Here is a 21,068-nt window from a genome sequence, read left to right as displayed (position 1 = left end):
CAGGACCGCCGCAGTTGCCCTGGAAGATCTGATGCACCGGCAGCCAGGCCTGAACATACTTTTCCGGTTCCTCTTTGAAGATGTCGCAGCAACCATCCGAGCAGAAGTGATAGCGCTCGCCCTGATAAACAAAGTCACGCATCGAGTTCTGATTGGGGTTATCCATCTCGGTAAACAACATCGGGATCTGACAGGTCTGGCACAACTGTGGCAGGCCAGCGTTGTAGAACCGCTCCCCTTTCGCTTCCATCTCTTTGGCCAGCTCCCACAGTGGGCGGTAGTATTTATCGAAAGTATCCGGGTATTGCGCCGACAACCAGTCCAGCTCCTCATCGCTTGGAATCCAGGTGTGGAACCCGGCAACATGACCATGCGCATAGAAGGTCCACCAGGCCTGATGCGATACATGCTCTTTCTCTTTTTCTATAACCTCTGCGTACTTAGGCATGCGGATACCGTAACGGGCCAGATCCTTAAACAGCGAGCCACCCGCGTCTTCGAAGTAGACCTCCCAGGCCTCTTTCCAGGACATCACTTTATTCGGCAGCATGTAGTCCATCATCATCGCCACAAGACTCAGCAAACGCGTACCGCGCCAGAACCACTTATCGATCCATTTTTGTACGATGGGTAAGTTATCTTCATGCTGCTCCAACAGGAACTTGATCACCTCAAGTCCCAGAGTCATATGGCGCGCTTCATCAGACTGCGCCGAGAAGCCGAAGGTCACCGTGGCCATATCGCCGTTGTGAGCAGCGCCGGACATAAAAGGGACAAACAGAAGGTTGGTCAGCACATACTCAAAGGCAAAGCCGATCGCCAGCATAAACTCAAACGGCCCACCCGAACGGGCATCATGAAAAAATGAGCGAGGGACTGACAAGTACCACACCCGATCCTGCATATGGCTGAACTCCTGGAAGCCATCGAAGAACTTGTTGTAGTGGCTCATCGCATGGATCTGCGTCTGTAAATGACGCAACTCATCCAGCGATTGCATCTGGCAGGCCACCCGCGCGCCCACACCTCCCAGCTGTCGTCCGACATGGGCAAAACCTTGGTAAGCCTGATACTCTTGCGGAGAAATCCCGGTCAGAAACAACTTAATCGCATTCACATAACGGGGATCGGTCACATTCAGATGACCATTGTTCTGCGAGAAGGCATCTAGGATCGCATAGAGTTTCTTCTCCTTCTCTGCCTGGTATTTCCAGTAGGAATCCATGGTCAGACGGAACGGGTCTTCCCACTTATTCCAGTCGGTGATTTTAATCCCTTCAAACTCTTCGTAGGGAAAGGCCTGTTGACGATCTTCGTAGGAAAACTCCCAATCCAGATCCCGGGTGAGCAGACGATACTTATCTTTGATATTGAGTTTTTTAGCAGCCATGATGTTACCCCTTACTGTTTCCACTCGAGGACGAACTGGTCGTCATCTTCATCTACGTTACCGCCGAGGGTGATCAGATTGACGTGCAGCTCCTGCACATCCCACTCCCGGCCCATCTTCTCTTCCACGACCGCCCGTTCAATCACCAGGCGGTGTTCCCGCTCGATGCGGATCATGGCGGGCTGATGGATAACCGTGGCATCCGGGTTACTCTCTTCGATGGCTTCGACGATATAGCGGGACTCATCATTGTCCTGCAGGGCGATATAGACTTTTGACATGGTGATTAACCTTATTGTTGTTATTCGCGGTGTTATTACAGTCCGGCTTTTGCCAGACGTTGACCCCAGCTATCTTCAGCAATCGCCAGGGCCTCTGCACCGATCATCTCTTCAGCCAGCGGCGCCAGCGCTTCCAGGGCTTTCCCCTTCCACTGCTCAAGCCACTGACTCAACTGCTGCTGATTGGCATCGGATTCCGCAGCCGCGGTTTTCATCACAGCATCGACCCAGCGGTTGGTGTCTCTGTTCCAGTTCTGGATAAACTCGGTGAGCATGCTGATATCCTGACCGCCGTTGTCCGCCAGCCACTGATCGAACTGCAGATACACCAGTTCATAGATCAGGCCATCCAGCACCACATCCTGCGCAACAAAGGATTCAAACCAGTCTTTGACACAGATATTGGCTTCACAGTAAGCGCGCACACCCTGCCACACCGCATCATCCATCCAGTAGCGCTTGGCCTCGGCCAGGGCATCACCGGAGTTGCCATCAAGAATCAGACCGATACGGGAGAGATACTGAGCGTTGCCCAGACGATCCATACCGTTAAACAGCAGCGCCTGGGTGATAGCGGTGCCATAGCCCAGCGAACTGCCATACATATTGTTGAGGTTGGCGGCCTGTTCCACGTGACGTAACGGCAACAGCAGGCGGATCACTTTCTGTTGAATGTCATCCGGAATCAGGCGGGCCAGGTCGCGCTTTTCGAAGAAACTGTAGTTACTCTCAGCCACCTCCTGCTGTTTGGCGCGCATCTGCACATAGGTGCCGTAGTAGAACTGACGGGGGTCTTTGAAGGCATACCAGTCCTGCATCACGATGGCGGTACGGCCTTTATCGTTGAGTTCAAACTCGGGTTGCCAGAGAGGCTTGTAGTGAAAGTTAATCTCGGAAGCGACATCATAGGTGGCTTCCTGATAACGGGTGGCCGGTTTATCTCCAAAACGGCGCTCAATGTGTGCAAAGGTGTTGCGCACCGGTTCCAGCATGGCTGTTTTAATCTCAATGGTCATTTGCTTTTATCCCATCTTAGGGTTCATTGTTTTTATTGAATCAATGCAGTGTTACAGCAGGTTCAGCGATGGTTGTTCGCCATCAGCGTCTCCTCTCCGTAGCGCCATTTTTGCATCTCGGCATCCACAGCTTCCTGCTGTTCCCGGGTCATAAAGACGACGTTATTGTTTTTACAGAAGTGCTCGAAAGCACCTTTTGGCATAATCAGTTCGACGAACAGCGCCGGATCGCCAATGGCAAAATCAAACTCTACGAAGCGGGCTCCCTCAGCACTACGAACCCGAATATATTTGGTGTAACGATCCAGTCCGTTCGCATCAGCGTCGGCTGTAGTCATTTTTTTTGCAGTCATAAAAAGCTCCACTACAAGCCCACAGAGACACCCGGAAAAGGTACTCCACAGCTCTGGCTGGTGAAATCAGGTGACAATCGTCAGGAAAGATTCGTGAAGCTTACGTTGCGGATAGTCCAGTCCCTGGGGGAAGTGATCCCAGTCCCAGGTGATGGTTTCATAATCAGGATAGGGCTGATACCCCCCCATAAAGGTTTCAAAACGGTTACCGGAGGGATCCCAGGCATAGATAGTACAGCCACGGGTAATGCCATGGCGGGTTGGGCCAATATCAACCGAGACCTCATTCATCGACATAATATCGCCGGCACGCAGCACCTTCTCCCAGCTCTCCATCAGGAACGAGCAGTGGTGCAACTTGCCAGGCTCAGGGTGTTCAACAAAGGCGATATCGTGGACTTTATGGGAACAGGATAACCACAGGGCAGCTTCAAACTGGCCATCTTCAGCCAGTACACGTTCTACCAGAAAGAATCCCAGAATCTCTTCAAAGATCTTTTTGTTAGCCGCAACATTCGGTCCGTACAGCAGCATATGATCCAGTCGAACCGGTGCAATACCCTGTTCGCTGGCGCCATTCCAGGGGCCCGGATTAGCATTGGGCAGGCCATTACCGACAGAACTTTTTTCGGCATACAGTTCCATCACATGGCCGGTCGGCAGGGTAAAGCGCACCCGCTCACCGGTTTCCAGCATCTCTCCCGCTGCCATACGGGTGGTTTCGATGCCATATGCGTTCAGGTCTGCTTCCAGCTTATCCAGCGTTGCTGTATCGAGGACTTTAAAACCGAAGAAATCGATACCCGCTTCTTCAGCCTGGCGGATGATGTAACTGTTATGATCACGTTCATCCCAACACTTGAAATAAACGCGGCCCTGGTTATCACGGCCGGTTTCAACCAACCCCATTACATCACGATAAAAACGCGCACTCTCTTCCAGATCAAATACTCGAATCTGAACATGCCCAGGTCTTAACACACCGGTCATTGCCATAACAAAACTCCAGTTTTTAAAATTATTTTTGGATATTCCGTACAGGCTATACTGCACACCACAGGCCAAAAAAAAAATTATCTATATAAATTAAAGACTTAATAAAAGACCCATGGACTGGATATGAACAGGCCCGTTCAAAATTGTTCAATCCTACTGATGTTTAACGTCCATTTTTGAACGCATAACGAGAATCGTACAATTTTGAACACTTATTTTTTTCTTCTCAGATGCCGATGCTTTAATCTAAAAACAACTAGACGTACTCAATGCATAATGAGTAATCTGTTAAGGCACACCTCAATTATTAATAATAAAAATTATGCAAAATTCTGAACTGTTAAATCGTTTTAAAATCCATGAAAAACTTCGATTTGAAAGTGATGACGGTGAAATCTGGCTAAATAATAACCGCATGCTTTTATTGCACAGCAAAGCGCTGGCGGAGATTCGGAAAAGTCTGTTTGATAGCCTCGATCCTATTCAGGCCCAGAGCATTCTTGTGAGAATGGGCTTTACCTCCGGCCAGCTAGACGCCGAACTCGCATTACGTCTACTGGGAACCGATGATAACTATGATGTCTTTGAGATTGGTCCGGCACTACATGGTTTAGAGGGGATGGTTAAAGCCCAGATCACCGAGTCAGTCATTGACTGGGAGAAAGGTAGTTTCTACGGTAAAGTTGATTTTACAAATTCAATAGAAGCTGAAGTTCATCTTGAAACAATGGGTGTAAGTGACAGTCCGGTATGCTGGATGCTCGCAGGATACGCTTCTGGATACTCATCGACCTTCTTTAAACGCTTTATAGTCTTTCGTGAAACTCAATGCGTGGGCAAAGGTGATAGCAAATGCGTGCTCGTTGGCAAACCGGTCGAAGCCTGGGGAGACGATGACTATATCGATTATTTCAAGCAGGACCCTGTAAAACAACAGTTCCGTTCAATCGAATCTGAACTCACCAGTCTGCGTGGGGCAGCCACTGCTAAGCTGCCAGAACAAGGTGAACTAATCGGAAACTCACCTGAATTTATTAAAGCATTCACGTTGCTTAACCAGGCTGCAGACAGCCCGATCAACGTACTACTGCTAGGCGAAACCGGCGTTGGCAAAGAGTTATTTGCCCGCTGGCTGCATCAGAACAGTGGCCGATCAGACAAGCCATTTATCGCCATCAACTGCGGCGCAATCCCAAATGACCTGATCGAGGCCGAACTTTTTGGGGTAAAAAGTGGCGCCTATACCGGAGCTAATGCCTCCCGCCCGGGGCGTTTCGAGTCGGCCAATGGTGGCACTCTGTTTCTTGATGAGCTTGGTGAGTTATCCCTCTCTGCCCAGGTCAAGCTGTTACGGGTATTGCAGTCCGGGGAGCTGGAACGCCTGGGTGATAACAAAACCGTTAAAGTGGATGTCAGGCTGATTGCCGCAACCAATATGAAACTCCACGAAGCGATTGATCAGGGACGTTTCCGTTCAGATCTCTATTATCGAATTGCCACCTACCCGGTAGAGATTCCGCCGCTCAGATCGAGGAAATCAGATATTCCGCTACTAGCCCGTTCAATGGTTGAAAAATATGCTCCGCTGTATAGTAAGTCGATTGAAGCGATCAGTGAGCCCGCTTTGCAGACATTAATGAACTATGACTGGCCGGGCAACATCCGCGAGCTACAGAACATTATTGAGAGAGCGGTTCTGCTGGCACCCAATCACGGGGCCATTGAACGTCAGCATGTGGTTACCGGTTCTTCAACAACGCAACGAACTGATATTCTGGCAACAGAGTATGAAACGCCCGGAATCGCAGAAAACATCTACGACCACCTACTGGAAGAGAATCTTCCCCTTAAAGAGTTTGAAGGCAGACTGGTGAAAGCAGCCATGGAAAAGACTAAAGGTAATATGACCAAGGCGGCTAAACTGCTGGGGATAACCCGACGTCAGATAACTTATAAATTGAAAAGCCTTGAGGAAAAAACATCCGCGGAATGATCTGGACCCTGTAACTGACGTAAGTCCTTTAAAAAGAGAGTTCTGAATGCAGATCTCACAGATGAAGCCAGAAACAAGCTGGGTAAGCGCCAACGCGCTGACTGATAAGCTGAAGATTTTTAGATGAGCTTATTATCAACCTCATTTAAGTAACGGCCCCAGCGAGGATGGTGGCAACTCATCCAGCGGCATCGCGCGATATCGTTTCAATAGCAGCTTTTTATTATTTAATTCCGGTTTCAGTGACGCCCGCTCGACCAGATTCAGATAACGATCAACCATTTTTAAGCGGCCTTCGCGACGCTCTTTGTCATCGCGGGCGGTTTCGAGAAACAGCTGGGCGAGATTAAGTACTGCAGACTGGTTATTAAAATCAAAATCGACGGCGGCACCGAAAGACTTAATCGCCAGACCGAATTTACCCGAGAGATAGTGTTTGATGCCCAACCGGTTAGCCTTATCACTCATATCCGGATTAAGCTGCTTAGCCTTAGTCTCTCTCTCTTTATTTGCAGACACCTGCTGAGATTTTTCCAGCACAGGCAGGGCTTCACCAGACATCACCAGCAGCTCACGCTCGATATCAAGCGGGCTATCCAACTCCCGGTTGACCAGCTTGGCATCTCTGAGAAAACGTTCCTTATCACTGTTTTCACCCAGATCTTCAGCTAACTGGCTGCGGATAAGAAAAGCACGGACTTCAGCGGCACGGTCTGATGAAAACTGTTTCCGGGTACTGACCAACAACCCATCTATCTCGCGCTCTATCTGCTCCCGGGTCACATTGTCACTGGCTTTAACCTCCATGCGCCGCAGGTTTGCCAGTTTCAGATAGGGCTCAGCCGAGTGATAACAGCTATGCTTACCGAGCGCAATTGAGCGCCGGTAAGCCCCCTTTGCCAGATCCATCTCCTGCGTCTGCACCGCGACACGCCCCAGCTCCATCTGCCGCGGAATTCCCAGGGGGGCCCGGGTGGTTGCCTCTTTCAGGGTTTCCCGGGCCTGGATAAGATCCCCCATCTGTTCATGCACTTTTGCCAACAGATCATACGCCGCGATCAGCAGTGGATTATCGGAAATCAGCTCCTGCAGCAGTTGCTCTGCTGCCGCCAGGTCGTCCAGACCGACATATGCCCGGCAAAGGTAGAGGCCAGCCTCCTTATCCCGGGTTTCCCAATAGATTCCATCCAGCAGCTCGCGGGCTTTGTCATACTCGCCCAGATCCAGCAGCAACGTCCCTCTGACTTTTTGCAGATGAGTATATTCCGGATGCTGGCGATCAATCAGCGCCTCACAGATTTGTAACGCCTGATAATACGCACCAGACTCTATCGCCAGATCTACCGGACGCAGTGCCAGCTTGCGCCGTATGATATGGTCGAGACGGTATTTGAGCTCTTCAATAGAAAAGGGTTTTGAGATCAGATCATCCGGCTGACTATCAATGGCATGCAGAATCACCTCTTGCGAGGAATCGCTGGTCATACAGATCCAGGCAGCACTGGGTTTGATATAACCTCGGAAACGGGCCTCTTCAAGAATCTGAATACCGGTGACGCTGTCACTGGCATTATGCCCCAACAGGATGACATCAAAGTCGTTTTGCGCGATTAACGGGATAACCTTGTCATTGATTGTGACTGCTTTAACATTGCTGATGCCCAGTTCCCTCAGCATGTAATAGATAGTCGCACGCATATTCCCACTGCTGTCGATTAACAGAACATGCTTGTCTGAATAATCGATCTGTATATCAACGAGATTGTTGCGCACAGAGGTCACGGGCCAGCCTTATTCTCAATAACTTAGTTCAATCAAGTATAAGAGCCACACCTCCGGGGAGAAAGAAAAAACATCTCAAAAAGGGGATCCGTTTTTTTCAGGCAAAAAAAAAGCACCGGATGTAGGGTGAAACGCCCGGTGCTAAATACAGTTCTATGCTGTGAGAACCATAGTATAGTCATCTGACAAAATAGATAATGATCCATGTCAACAGTCTCACTATTAAGCTGTTTTGCTAAACGGTTATTCCCTACAACTTTTGACTAAGCGCTGCCACAGTGATATTCCAGTAGACTTAATTACAAATAAAAGAATCAGATCCGCTATGACTACCGCATTTATTACTCATCACGACTGCACCCTGCACAATATGGGACCGGAACATCCCGAAAGCCCGATCCGACTTCTGGCAATTCAGAAAGTGCTGCAAAAAACAGGACTGATTGAGCATCTTCAACAGATGGAGTCGGTGCACGTCACGCCTGAGCAAATCCAGCTGGCTCACGCTAATCTGCATCAAAAGCGACTGGAGATGAAGCTTCCTAAAGAGGGGGTTTTCTATGCTGATGAGGATACTGCACTCTGTCCTGATTCGCTCCATGCCGCCAGCCTTGCTGCAGGCTCTGCTATTCTGGCAACCAGTCAGGTGTTAGCAGAGAAAGTCAATAACGCGTTTTGCGCTGTGCGCCCCCCGGGTCACCATGCTGAACATAATGCTGCGATGGGGTTCTGTTTTTTTAATAACGTTGCCATTGGTGCTATGCATGCGTTGCAACAACCTGCAGTTAACCGGGTAGCCATTGTTGATTTTGACGTACATCACTGTAACGGCACAGTCGATATCTTTAAAGACAAGCCCGAGGTCCTGGTGTGTTCAACCTTTCAACACCCCTATTACCCAGAACGCTACAGTGATATTCAGCGGGATAATATTGTCAACTGCCCGATTGAAGCCCACACCCGCGCGTCAGTCTTCCGGGAGCAGTTAGAAAAACGCTGGTTACCTGCCATCCAGAATCATAAACCCGATATTATCTTTATCTCGGCAGGTTTTGACGCACACCACGAAGACCCTATGGCCGATCTGAATCTCACGGAGGAGGATTACCGCTGGGCAACCCAGCTACTGATGGACGCAGCCCGCACCACCTGCGGCGGTCGCATCGTTTCCGTTCTTGAAGGGGGCTATAATCCGGTATCCCTGGCGTTCAGCGTTCAGGCACACCTGGAAGTGATGGCTGGGTATTAAGAGCAGAACGTCGCTGCGCGACTGGCTAGTATCTAGACGTCACTTCGTGACTTGCCAGAAAAAGCAAAAACAAAAAAACCGCCCGAAGGCGGTTTTTTTTTAAGATCGCAGGTTTAACCAACGAACTTGATCATCACACCGGCAGCAACCGCAGAGCCGATTACACCGGCTACGTTGGGCCCCATGGCATGCATCAGCAGGAAGTTCTGTGAGTTTGACTCCAGACCCAGCTTATTGGATACCCGGGCGGCCATTGGTACAGCGGATACACCGGCTGAACCGATCAGTGGGTTGATTGCGTTACCACCCGCCATCTTATTCATAACCTTAGCCATCAGTACACCACAGGCAGTACCGATACCAAATGCGATTACGCCCAGCACCAGAATACCCAGCGTCTGAATATCCAGGAACTTATCTGCGGACAGTTTAGATCCAACAGACAAACCCAGGAAGATAGTGACGATGTTGATCAGCGCATTTTGAGAAGTATCACTCAGACGGTCAACCACACCACATTCACGCATCAGGTTACCGAAACAGAACATACCCAGCAGTGGTGCCGCATCAGGTAGCAGCAAGGCTACCAGAATCAGCAACACGATCGGGAACATGATCTTTTCAGTCTTCGGTACATGACGCAACTGAACCATAGAGATCTTACGTTCAGCTTCGGTCGTCAGTGCCCGCATAATTGGCGGCTGAATCAGAGGTACCAGCGCCATGTAGGAGTATGCAGCCACCGCAATCGCCCCCAACAGATCCGGAGCCAGTAGTGAGGCGACATAGATCGCCGTGGGACCATCAGCCCCCCCAATGATACCGATAGCCGCTGCATCCTGAATGGTAAAGTCCATCAGCCCCAGAGTCGTCAGACTCACCGCACCCATAATGGTAGCAAAGATACCAAACTGAGCTGCAGCCCCCAGGAACAGAGTTTTAGGGTTTGCCAGCAGCGGACCAAAGTCAGTCATCGCGCCAACACCCATGAAGATGATCAGCGGCGCAGCACCTGAGGCGATCGCAACGGTGTAGAAGTTATACAACATACCGTTGTTAAAGCCGTGATCATTGGCAGCATAAACAGCTGCCGTATGGGACGCGCTGTCAGCAAGATGATAAGCATGCTTCAGGGCTTCAGGCTCAGTGCTGCTGATATGCAGCGCTGCAGCCAGATTGCTGAGCATCTCAGGGCCACCCAGATGGATGGCGTTTTCAACGGCTGACATCGCCAGCCCCGCTTCAGGGATGTTGGCGAGAATACCACCAAAACCGATCGGCACCAGCAGCAGGGGCTCAAAGTTCTTACGAATAGCAAGAAACAGAAGCAGGAGGCCAATCAGGATCATGAAGGCCTGCCCACCTGTTATATTGTATAACCCTGACGCGTGCCAGAGATCCATTAGCTTATCCATTTAGATCTGCCCTTACGCCAGAGTCAGCAGGCTGTCACCAACCTGAACTGTATCACCTTCTTTAACATCGATGCTGGAAACAGTACCGGCACGAGCCGCACGGATCTCTGTTTCCATCTTCATCGCTTCCAGAATAACCAGAACGTCACCTTCCTGAACCGTCTGGCCTGCCGATACAACAACTTTCCAGATGTTGCCTGCCAGCGGAGCCGGAACAGACTCAGCAGGACCGGATGCAGCAGGTGCAGCCGCTGGCGCTGCTGCGGGAGCAGCCGCAGTGATTTCACCACCCTCTGAAACCTGAACAACGTAGTTATGACCGTTAACATTGATAGTGTAAGTCTGTGGACCAGTATTCTTAGGTGCAGCCATTGCTTGGGCGTCCTCTAATGTAGGTGCGGGTTCAAATGCGTCAGGGTTACCGCGATTTTCAAGGAATTTCAGACCGATCTGAGGGAACAGTGCGTAAGTCAGAACATCATCAATCTCGTTCTCACCAGCCGCCAGGCTTACGCCTTTTTCTGCAGCCAGAGCTTTAAGTTCACCAATCAGCTTTTCCATCTCAGGTTCAAGCAGATCAGCCGGACGACAGGTAATTGCTTCACCGCCATCCAGAACACGCGCCTGTAGTTCAGCATTGTAAGGTGCTGGCGCTGCGCCATACTCACCTTTCAAAACTCCCTGAACCTCTTTAGAGATTGTCTTGTAGCGTTCGCCCATCAGGACGTTGATAACGGCCTGCGTACCAACAATCTGTGAGGTCGGAGTCACCAGCGGTATCAGACCCAGGTCTTCACGTACCCGTGGAATCTCAGCCAACACTTCATCAAACTTATCGGCGGCTCCCTGCTCACGCAGCTGGCTTTCCATGTTAGTCAGCATACCGCCTGGAACCTGGGCTACCAGAATACGGGAATCAGTTCCCCGCAGTGAACCTTCAAAACGGGCATACTTCTTCCGCACTTCACGGAAGTAAGCAGCAATCTCCTCCAGTTGCAACAGATCCAGACCGGTATCACGATCAGTACCTGCCAGCGCAGCAACAACAGATTCTGTCGCCGTGTGACCGTAAGTCATGGACATAGAGGAGATCGCAGTATCAACACGGTCAATACCCGCTTCAACCGCTTTCAGGATGGTCATATCAGACAGCCCTGACGTTGCGTGAGCGTGCAGTTGCACCTCCAGATCCGTCTGAGCTTTCAGACGGGAAACCAGATCAAAGGCATCGTAAGGTGTCAGGATACCGGACATATCCTTAATCGCGATGGACTCCGCCCCCATATCTTCCAGCGTCTTGGCATACTCAACCCACATATCGTTGGTGTGTACCACACTCTTGGTAAACGAGATGGTACCCTGTGCATGCTTACCGGTCGCCTTAACCGCTTTGATCGCAGTTTCCAGGTTACGGGGATCATTCATCGCATCAAAAATACGGAAAACATCAACACCGTTGGTCGCGGCACGCTCCACAAACTTGCTAACCACATCATCAGCATAATGGCGGTAGCCCAGCAGGTTCTGGCCTCGCAGCAACATCTGCTGCCTGGTGTTAGGCATCGCTTTTTTCAGTTCACGGATACGGTCCCATGGATCTTCGCCAATATAGCGGATACATGAGTCAAACGTCGCTCCGCCCCAGCTTTCCAGGGACCAGAAACCGACTTTATCCAGTTTCTCAGCGATTGGCAGCATATCGTCGATGCGCATACGGGTAGCAAACAGCGACTGATGCGCGTCCCGCAATACAACATCGGTAATGCCAAGAGGTTTTTTATCAGACATGGGTATAGGCCTTTTGTCGATTAATGCTCTTTAATGTTTATTCTTGAATTCAGCTACCGGATCAGTCTTTTCGGAACTGATGTACTGCGGCAGTCATCACTGCAACCAGCTCATCATCGCCAGCAGGCGCTGCAACAGCAACGACTGGCGCTGACTTGGCTGGCACCGGGGCCTCGGGGGCCACCTTCGCAATCAGCTTCGACATAATGCCGGTAGCAAAAACCAGCAGGGTCAGGAATACGAAAACGAATCCCATACCAAAGACCATTAAACTGAGGCCTTCTGACATTAGATTATCCATCTAACGGGTGCTCCTTCTTTGTACGAAACCCATAAGTCTGTTGCCGGCTTGTGGCCGCAGTTTCTCCCCCGAAAGGTCGATTCCGGCTGCAACAGAACAGATGAACAGTTAATAAATGGTGAACAATTAAACCTGAAATAAACCTTTCAGGCAACTGGTTACAATATAATTAATGCATAAAAAGTGCCGCAAACTTCTGTAAATAAACTACAAAAAACAGCGAAAATACGTCAACTTACGATCTTAACTAACAAGGTTTTTACCAGCCGGTTCACACCTCAGGCCGATACACCTTTACGTTGCAAAACCCCTTATCCTGCAGGTTCTGAGCATGCATCTGACTCATAACCCCTTTATCACAATACAACAGGTATTCCTTGGTCTGATCCAGCTCCTGAAATTTTGTTTCAAGATCAAAAAACGGGATCGTCAACACTTCAGCCTTAGGCATATTAAGGGGTTTACGCTCCTGTTCCCGGCTGTGACGGATATCAATAATCATCTGATTCTCGCCCACCCGGGTCAATGCCTCAATAGTTGCATGGATATTAATATCCTCAACAATCTTATCGATGGAGATCACCTGAGTATTTTCCAGCGCCTGAGCCAGAACATCAAAATCGAAGTTAGCTTCCTCCTCCTCGATTCGCTCCAGTTTTGCATTAGTCGTCGGACGATCAGAGATCACACCGCAGTACTCGGGAATATTCTTGGCAAAGTCGTAGGCGCCGATCTCTTTTGTAATATCGATAATATCCTGCTTATCCATAGTCACCAGCGGACGCACAATTAACTTAGAAGTGACAGAGTCGATCACCTGCAGATTAATCAGTGTCTGACTGGACACCTGAGCGATGCTTTCGCCGGTCACAAACGCCGGCAGCTTCATACGGTCGGCAACTTTCTCTGCTGCCCTCATCATCATCCGCTTCAGAATCACCCCCATATGGGTGTGATGCACATTCTGCAAAATCTCTCCCACCACCTCATCGAAAGGCACTGAGATAAATTTAACCCGGGCCGCACTGCCATATCGATGCCATAGATAAAGTGCAATCTGCTTCACGCCGATCTCATGCGCCCGCCCGCCGAGATTAAAAAACAGAAAATGGGTTTTACTCCCCCGGCGCATCGTCATATAGCTGGCCACAACCGAATCAAAGCCTCCGGAGATAAGCGATATAACATCCTCTTGCGTGCCCAGCGGGTAGCCTCCCAGCCCTTTATGCTGATGCGATATCAGAAACAGCTGCTGATCACGGATCTCAAGCTTGACGGTCACCTCAGGGTTATGCAGGTCAACCCCCCGGGTTTCGCAATGCTCTAATAAGCCGCCACCGATATATCGCTCAAGATCGGTGGATTTAAACTCATGCCTGCCACCCCGTTTGATACGCACCACAAAGGTTTTCCCTTTGACCTGCCCGGCATACACCTCCCTGGTGATCTGAAAAACCTCTTCAAAAGTGCCCAGCGGATACTGATCCACCTCAAGGATATGCTGAATACCCGGCGTACAGCACATTAACTCCACCGCCCGAGCCCTCAGCGCGCGGTCTGCAGAGGGGAGCTCCACCTCAACCCGGTCCCACAAGCCCCGCACCTTAATATCATTATCAATGCGCTTGAGCGTCACCTGCAGATTAGATTGCAGGCGCTGAATAAAGCGCTTACGCACAGGCTTACTCTTGATAGTGATTTCAGGGAACAGTTTGACGATAAATTTCATGTTTGACTTCTGCACAGGGTTAAAAGGCCGGCTATTATACATTGCCTCGAAGAGGGGACAAAATTCATACAATTATCAGGAGGCCAAAGGTCAGACAAGCAGATTTAAGCCATCAGCGTCTCTGCCATATGATATGGCAACTCCGGAATATTACTTCAAAGAAGAGCCCTGCCATGAGGGAGTAGAAAAAGTGGCGCGCCCGGCACGATTCGAACGTGCGACCGCCTGGTTCGTAGCCAGGTACTCTATCCAGCTGAGCTACGGGCGCGTACAGGAAAATATAAAACAGGAAAAACAGAACAGGATATTTGATGGGGTGGCGCGCCCGGCACGATTCGAACGTGCGACCGCCTGGTTCGTAGCCAGGTACTCTATCCAGCTGAGCTACGGGCGCTTAACCCAAAAAATGTTGCATCCGCCATTATTTAAACACTTTTAAGCGATTATTAAATAATCCCTAAAAAGTGGCGCGCCCGGCACGATTCGAACGTGCGACCGCCTGGTTCGTAGCCAGGTACTCTATCCAGCTGAGCTACGGGCGCTAAATGGCGGTGAGCGAGGGATTCGAACCCTCGATAGAGTTTCCCCTATACGCCCTTAGCAGGGGCGCGCCTTCAGCCACTCGGCCAGCTCACCTAAACAACGGCGCGTATAGTACAATACTGATTTTCAAAAGAAAAGCATAAAAACCAGAAAAGAAAAATTATTCGCTATCCTGCTCTTTTTCTTTCTGAATACGCTGATAGATCTCTTCACGATGGACAGATACATCTTTAGGCGCGTTAACACCGATACGTACCTGATTTCCTTTGACGCCCAATACCGTAACGGTAACGTCATCTCCAACCATCAAGGTTTCACCAACTCGGCGAGTAAGAATAAGCATAGAAAAATCTCCTTATTTAACAGACAAGTACTACAGACCTGACCTCTCCTGTTTGCATTATAGCGTAACAACGGGCTGCCGCAGGGTGACCTTGCGTTAAACATTATAATTGTCCATCAATGGTCTAACTATAGACCACTGATGATAAGTTTATTCGCTAACTGTATCAGCCGCGTCCAGATCGAAAGCTGAGTGCAAACCGCGCACAGCCAACTCAAGGTACTTCTCTGCAATCACAACAGAAACCTTAATCTCAGATGTCGATATCATCTGAATATTAATGTTGTCGCCCGCCAATGTATCAAACATCTTGCTTGCAACACCAGCATGAGATCGCATACCCACACCAACAATGGATACCTTGGCAATTTTATTATTACCTACGATCTCCCGAGCCCCCAGTTCTTCTTTGATCTTTTGCAGGATTTCCTGCGCAGCAGCAAAGTCATTCCGGTGCACGGTGAACGTAAAGTCAGTAGAGTTATCAGCAGCGATGTTCTGAAGAATCATATCAACTTCAATATTAGCGCGACTGATCGGCCCCAAAATACGAGAAGCGACACCGGGAATATCTGGCACGCCCAGAACTGTCAGTTTTGCTTCATCGCGGTTAAATGCAATACCTGAGATGACCGGTTTTTCCACTGTATCGTCTTCCTCTGTTGTAATAAGTGTACCAGGGCCGTCCTTAAAACTATGCAGAACCCTCAGCGGCACATTATATTTACCCGCAAACTCGACCGAGCGAATCTGCAGTACTTTTGAACCGAGACTGGCCATTTCCAGCATCTCCTCAAAAGTAATCTTATCCATACGTTGCGCGCCTTCCACAACCCGAGGGTCTGTGGTGTATACGCCATCGACATCCGTATAGATCTGACACTCATCCGCCTTCAGAGCAGCGGCAAGCGCAACACCCGTGGTGTCAGAGCCTCCACGACCCAGTGTAGTGATATTGCCATCAGGATCCACACCCTGAAAACCCGCCACAACCACAACCCGCCCCTGCTTAAGGTCGGCACGCATGCGCTCAACTTCGATATCCTGAATCCGTGCTTTCATATGCACATCATCAGTCAGAATTTTCACCTGCCCGCCAGTATAGGAGCGCGCACTGACGCCACGCGCCTCAAGCGCCATACACAGCAGCGCAATGGTAACCTGCTCCCCTGTTGAGACCAGCACATCCATTTCACGGGGACTTGGTTGCTCCTGCATCTCTTTCGCCAGAGCAATCAGACGGTTTGTTTCGCCGCTCATGGCGGACACAACCACCACGATATCATGCCCAGCGTCACGGAACCCCTTAACCTTATCGGCTACACCCTGAATTCGATCAACGCTACCGACAGAGGTTCCACCATATTTCTGTACATATAGGGCCATACTTATCTGTTCCCTTCATCAGCCTTTCAGCTTCAGTTATTACATGCGTTTATTACAAGCCGTTCTTAAAAGCCGCCATTAAAAGCTCTGTTCAACCAGTTGTCGTACTTCAGCCAGTGCCGCTGGCAGAGCGCTGACATCGCTACCTCCGCCCTGAGCAAAATCGGGACGACCGCCCCCTTTGCCCCCCAGACGGGCGGTCAGCGTACGTACCAGATCACCTGCTTTAACCTGACCAGTCAGATCCTTAGTAACACCGGCAGCCAGACTTACCTTACCATCGGCTATTGCCGCCAGAACCACAACGCCACTACCGAGCTTATTCTTCAACTGATCAATAGTGTCACGCAGTGCTTTTGGATCAACACCGTCCAGCTGCTCAGCCAATACCTTCACACCATTAACATCGACGGCGTTACTCAGCAGATCTGCGCCTTTGGCAGCAGCCAGGCTGGTTTTCATCTGCTCAAGCTCTTTTTCCAGTTGCCGGCTCTTGCTGATCTGCTCCTGCAACTTCGCTTCCAGCTGCACTGTCGACTGATCGATATACTCCAGCGCTTTCGCCCCTGTCACTGCTTCAATACGGCGTACCCCCGCCGCAATGCCCCCCTCGGAAACAATTTTCAGCAGCGCGATATCACCCGTCCGCTGAGCGTGTGTTCCACCGCACAGTTCGACTGAAAAGCCTTCGCCCATGGTCAGAACCCGGACAGTATCTTCATACTTTTCACCGAATAACGCAGCAGCACCGGTCTGCCTGGCGGCCTCAAGATCCATAATCTGCGTCTGCACTTCAGAGTTGAGACGAATCTGCTCATTACAGATCTGCTCAATCTGCTGAATCTCTTCAGGTTTAACCGCCTCAAAATGCGAAAAGTCGAAACGTAACCGGTCAGCATCACAGAGCGAGCCTTTCTGCTGCACATGTTCGCCGAGTACCCGGCGCAGCGCTTCATGCAGAATATGGGTTGCCGAATGGTTAACTGCGGTGGCACGGCGTTTAACGCTATCAACCTGAGGCTCAATAACATCACCCACTTTAAGACTGCCACTGACGAGCACACCATGGTGCAGGTGATTTTTTGATTCTTTAGTACAGTCATCAACCCGGAACTCAGTTCCATTCGCGGTTAACACGCCCCGATCACCCACCTGTCCACCGGATTCACCATAGAACGGTGTCTGATCTAGCACCACCATGCCTTTATCTCCGGCGGTCAACTGATCAACAGCATCACCGTCACGGAACAGCGCCACGACGTTGGCGGAACCATTCAACTGGGTATAACCAACAAATTCAGTCTGACCATCAAGCCGGAGCGAATCATTGTAATCAACGTTGAACTTACCCGCTGCCCGAGCACGATTACGCTGATCCTCCATCGCCTGATCAAAACCATCCATATCGACGGTTAATTTATGCTCACGAGCGACATCCGCGGTCAGGTCGACAGGAAAGCCGTAAGTATCGTATAACTTAAACACCGTTTCACCGGGAATCTCTGTGCCGCTCAGATCCTCGATAACCTCTTCCAGCAGGCGCAGGCCATGATCCAGCGTCTTGGCAAACTGCTCTTCCTCTTTCAGCAACACCCGCTCAATCTGAGCCTGTTTCGCTTTCAGCTCAGGATAGGCATCACCCATCTCGGTCACCAACGCAGCCACCAGCGAATTAAAGAACGGCCCGGTAGCGCCCAGTTTGTTACCATGACGCACCGCACGACGGATAATACGGCGCAACACATAGCCAGCACCCTCATTGGACGGAATGACTCCATCGCAAATCAGGAAAGCACAGGAGCGGATATGGTCTGCGATAACCCGCAACGACTGAGTATCGGTTTCTTTGCAGCCAACAGCAGCAGACGCCGCTTTCAACAGATTCTGAAACAGATCGATCTCATAGTTAGAGTGAACGCCCTGCAGCACTGCAGCAATCCGCTCCAGCCCCATACCCGTATCAATAGAGGGATTGGGTAGTGGTACCATAGACCCGTCAGCAGACCGGTTGAACTGCATAAATACCAGATTCCAGATCTCGATATAGCGGTCACCATCCTCTTCAGGACTTCCGGGAGGCCCGCCCCAGACATCGGCACCATGATCATAAAAGATCTCACTTGAAGGACCACAGGGACCAGTATCACCCATCGACCAGAAATTATCTTCATCCAGTCTGGAGAACCGCTCTGGGTCGATCCCCATCTCATCTTTCCAGATCTTCTCAGCCTCATCATCGGAAATATGTACGGTTACCCATAGCTTTTCCTTCGGCAATTCCAGAATTTCAGTCAGGAAATACCAGGCAAAACGGATTGCGTCGCGTTTAAAATAATCGCCAAAACTGAAGTTACCCAGCATTTCGAAAAAGGTATGATGGCGGGCTGTATAGCCGACGTTATCCAGATCATTATGTTTACCACCAGCACGCACACAGCGCTGGCTGGTCGTCGCACGACTATATGAGCGCTTCTCGCTACCGAGGAAGACATCCTTAAACTGCACCATCCCCGCATTGGTAAACATCAGGGTGGGGTCATTCCCGGGAATCAGTGAACTACTCTCCACAATTTCATGCCCCTGGGACTGAAAATATCCCAGGAAGGCCTGACGCAGCTCAGCACTTGTCATATTTTTCATAGCTTTAGTCGCTCTAATACCTAACCGTCACCAGACCTGTTACTGATACAAAACAGAAACTTAGAAACAGGCATGGAATTCATTATAAAAATGGCGAAGTAGTATATAACGAGACGATTAAATCTACGAATTTTTTTATTTCAGAGGGGGACGCTGTCAATAAGCAAGGCTGATGATCAGCCAAATGATTAAGCCGGATATTCACTCCCGCTGCGATGCTGACTCAATAGCATAGTTTATCTGCTCTGATGTGAAGCCCCGCTGCGCCATAAAGCGCATTCGTTTTGCCCGCTCCTTATAGTCAGACCGGTCCAGCTCTGTTCGGTACTTACGCTGGTACATCTCCTGCGCCAGAGCAAACCAGTCAATCTCTGTCGCCTCGGACACAGCAGCAACCAGCTCATTGTCGATACCTTTACGTTGCAGCTCAAAACGAATTTTTACCCAGCCCTGCCCCTGCCCTGCCCGCATGCGGATAAAGCTCTCGGTAAAGCGCTGATCAGACTGATAGCCATTGCCTGCCAGGTCATCAAGAACAGCCTCAAGATCGACCGCCTCACAACGACTCGCAAGCTTATCCCGTAGCTCTTTGCGTGAGTGTTCGCGCCGTGCCAGCAAGCCGATAGCCGCACTTTTTGCTTCAGACTGGGTCTGGTACATAAACCCTCCTGCCTACACTGTTGCAGATGAAAAGAACCTCTCCACTACCTTGGCGTGCGGTTAACCGCCACAGCAACTTTGCGAGGACAAAAAAGGAGCCATTCGGCTCCTTTATTTAAAACTGATACAGCCGTTACAGATCCAACTGCGGTTCAGCTTCGGCTTCTTCCTCTTTTACCTTCGGTTTTACAACTGCCAGCAACTTTTCACGGATCGCTGTCTCAACCTCGGTAGCCACCTCGGGATGCTCTTCAAGGTATTTAGCCGCATTCGCCTTACCCTGACCGATTTTGGTGCCCTGATAGGCATACCAGGCACCCGACTTATCGACGAAACCATGCTTAACACCCAGATCGATCACCTCACCCATATGGTAGATACCTGCGCCATACATGATCTGGAACTCCGCTTCGCGGAATGGCGGCGACACTTTGTTTTTCACCACTTTAACCCGGGTTTCGTTACCAACGATCTCATCCCCCTGCTTCACCGATCCTATGCGACGGATATCCAGTCGAACAGAAGCATAGAACTTCAGGGCATTACCACCGGTTGTGGTTTCAGGGCTACCGAACATAACACCAATTTTCATACGGATCTGGTTAATGAAAATAACCAGGGTATTGGCATTCTTAACATTACCGGTCAGCTTACGCAGTGCCTGAGACATCAGCCGTGCCTGGAGGCCCATATGGGAATCCCCCATCTCGCCCTCAATTTCAGCTTTAGGCGTCAGCGCAGCAACCGAGTCCACCACCAGCACATCAACCGCATTAGAGCGCACCAGCATATCGGTAATCTCCAGCGCCTGCTCTCCGGTATCTGGCTGAGAAACCAGCATCTCATCGACATTCACACCCAGCTTTTCCGCATACCCCGGATCAAGTGCATGCTCAGCATCAACAAAGGCACAGGTCTTGCCCATCTTCTGGGCTTCAGCGATAACCTGTAGCGTCAGTGTGGTTTTACCAGAGGATTCAGGACCATAGATCTCAACAATCCGGCCAGTCGGCAGGCCGCCAATTCCTAGTGCAATATCAAGCCCTAATGAGCCGGTAGAAATTGCCGGAATCGCTTCCCGGGGATGATCCCCCATCTTCATTACGGCGCCTTTACCAAACTGACGTTCAATCTGACTCAGGGCAGCATCAAGTGCTTTCTGTCTGTTCGCATCCATTGTAATGACCTATCTCTGCAGCGCAG

Annotated in this window: 17 protein-coding genes and 4 tRNA genes; 2 read left to right on the top strand and 19 right to left on the bottom strand. The window is 50.2% G+C overall.

The window, feature by feature from the left end:
- From JW499_RS16980 to JW499_RS16960, 5 genes are all read right to left on the bottom strand, one after another.
- A partial coding sequence (locus tag JW499_RS16980) for an aromatic/alkene/methane monooxygenase hydroxylase/oxygenase subunit alpha (RefSeq protein ID WP_205211701.1) occupies positions 1-1,390 on the bottom strand: 1,390 nt, incomplete at its 3' end.
- An 11-nt stretch (positions 1,391-1,401) separates the two neighbouring features.
- Positions 1,402-1,671, bottom strand: a complete 270-nt coding sequence (locus tag JW499_RS16975; RefSeq protein WP_205211162.1) for an MmoB/DmpM family protein — start codon at positions 1,669-1,671, stop codon at positions 1,402-1,404.
- A 35-nt stretch (positions 1,672-1,706) separates the two neighbouring features.
- Positions 1,707-2,687 carry an aromatic/alkene monooxygenase hydroxylase subunit beta gene (locus JW499_RS16970; protein ID WP_205211700.1) on the bottom strand — a complete coding sequence of 327 codons (981 nt, stop codon included), beginning with the start codon at positions 2,685-2,687 and terminating at the stop codon, positions 1,707-1,709.
- A gap of 62 nt (positions 2,688-2,749) precedes the next feature.
- On the bottom strand, positions 2,750-3,040 hold the full coding sequence (locus JW499_RS16965; protein WP_205211699.1) for a phenol hydroxylase subunit: 291 nt from the start codon (positions 3,038-3,040) through the stop codon (positions 2,750-2,752).
- A gap of 66 nt (positions 3,041-3,106) precedes the next feature.
- The gene (locus tag JW499_RS16960) at positions 3,107-4,036 is read right to left on the bottom strand and encodes a catechol 2,3-dioxygenase (protein ID WP_232846478.1); all 930 of its coding nucleotides are present in this window, start codon (positions 4,034-4,036) and stop codon (positions 3,107-3,109) included.
- Positions 4,037-4,358: 322 nt separating this feature from the next.
- Here JW499_RS16960 and JW499_RS16955 point away from each other — a divergent pair, with 322 nt between their 5' ends.
- Positions 4,359-6,029, top strand: a complete 1,671-nt coding sequence (locus JW499_RS16955) for a sigma 54-interacting transcriptional regulator (RefSeq protein ID WP_205211698.1) — start codon at positions 4,359-4,361, stop codon at positions 6,027-6,029.
- Between the two features lie 141 nt (positions 6,030-6,170).
- Here the strand turns inward: JW499_RS16955 and JW499_RS16950 are convergent, their stop codons facing one another.
- On the bottom strand, positions 6,171-7,802 hold the full coding sequence (locus JW499_RS16950; RefSeq protein WP_332874436.1) for a response regulator: 1,632 nt from the start codon (positions 7,800-7,802) through the stop codon (positions 6,171-6,173).
- A 334-nt stretch (positions 7,803-8,136) separates the two neighbouring features.
- Here JW499_RS16950 and JW499_RS16945 point away from each other — a divergent pair, with 334 nt between their 5' ends.
- A complete protein-coding gene (locus tag JW499_RS16945; RefSeq protein WP_205211696.1) occupies positions 8,137-9,060 on the top strand; it encodes a histone deacetylase family protein in 924 nt (307 codons plus the stop codon).
- A 113-nt stretch (positions 9,061-9,173) separates the two neighbouring features.
- Here the strand turns inward: JW499_RS16945 and JW499_RS16940 are convergent, their stop codons facing one another.
- From JW499_RS16940 to recA, 13 genes are all read right to left on the bottom strand, one after another.
- Positions 9,174-10,475, bottom strand: coding sequence for a sodium ion-translocating decarboxylase subunit beta (locus tag JW499_RS16940; protein ID WP_205211695.1), 1,302 nt, complete (start codon positions 10,473-10,475; stop codon positions 9,174-9,176).
- Between the two features lie 12 nt (positions 10,476-10,487).
- The gene (gene oadA / locus JW499_RS16935) at positions 10,488-12,263 is read right to left on the bottom strand and encodes a sodium-extruding oxaloacetate decarboxylase subunit alpha (RefSeq protein ID WP_205211694.1); all 1,776 of its coding nucleotides are present in this window, start codon (positions 12,261-12,263) and stop codon (positions 10,488-10,490) included.
- A gap of 61 nt (positions 12,264-12,324) precedes the next feature.
- Positions 12,325-12,564 (bottom strand): OadG family protein, encoded by a 240-nt coding sequence (locus JW499_RS16930; RefSeq protein WP_091360506.1) that lies wholly within the window; start codon positions 12,562-12,564, stop codon positions 12,325-12,327.
- A 271-nt stretch (positions 12,565-12,835) separates the two neighbouring features.
- Entirely contained in the window at positions 12,836-14,293 is a 1,458-nt protein-coding gene (gene thiI / locus JW499_RS16925) for a tRNA uracil 4-sulfurtransferase ThiI (protein WP_205211693.1), read from the bottom strand.
- Positions 14,294-14,484: 191 nt separating this feature from the next.
- A tRNA-Arg gene (locus tag JW499_RS16920) sits at positions 14,485-14,561 on the bottom strand.
- Positions 14,562-14,610: 49 nt separating this feature from the next.
- A tRNA-Arg gene (locus JW499_RS16915) sits at positions 14,611-14,687 on the bottom strand.
- Between the two features lie 71 nt (positions 14,688-14,758).
- Positions 14,759-14,835: transfer RNA gene (locus tag JW499_RS16910), tRNA-Arg, on the bottom strand.
- A 4-nt stretch (positions 14,836-14,839) separates the two neighbouring features.
- Positions 14,840-14,929, bottom strand: a tRNA-Ser gene (locus tag JW499_RS16905).
- Between the two features lie 67 nt (positions 14,930-14,996).
- Positions 14,997-15,179, bottom strand: coding sequence for a carbon storage regulator CsrA (gene csrA, locus JW499_RS16900; RefSeq protein WP_019620695.1), 183 nt, complete (start codon positions 15,177-15,179; stop codon positions 14,997-14,999).
- Positions 15,180-15,329: 150 nt separating this feature from the next.
- A complete protein-coding gene (locus JW499_RS16895) occupies positions 15,330-16,565 on the bottom strand; it encodes an aspartate kinase (RefSeq protein ID WP_205211692.1) in 1,236 nt (411 codons plus the stop codon).
- A gap of 78 nt (positions 16,566-16,643) precedes the next feature.
- Positions 16,644-19,196, bottom strand: coding sequence for an alanine--tRNA ligase (gene alaS, locus JW499_RS16890; RefSeq protein ID WP_205211703.1), 2,553 nt, complete (start codon positions 19,194-19,196; stop codon positions 16,644-16,646).
- A gap of 210 nt (positions 19,197-19,406) precedes the next feature.
- Positions 19,407-19,865, bottom strand: coding sequence for a regulatory protein RecX (locus JW499_RS16885; RefSeq protein ID WP_205211691.1), 459 nt, complete (start codon positions 19,863-19,865; stop codon positions 19,407-19,409).
- 133 nt (positions 19,866-19,998) lie between these two features.
- A complete protein-coding gene (gene recA, locus JW499_RS16880) occupies positions 19,999-21,042 on the bottom strand; it encodes a recombinase RecA (protein WP_205211690.1) in 1,044 nt (347 codons plus the stop codon).
- Positions 21,043-21,068: the final 26 nt, after the last annotated feature.

It is taken from the genome of Amphritea pacifica (assembly GCF_016924145.1).
Taxonomy (GTDB): domain Bacteria; phylum Pseudomonadota; class Gammaproteobacteria; order Pseudomonadales; family Balneatricaceae; genus Amphritea; species Amphritea pacifica.
This window is presented reverse-complemented; position numbering and strand designations above follow the sequence as displayed.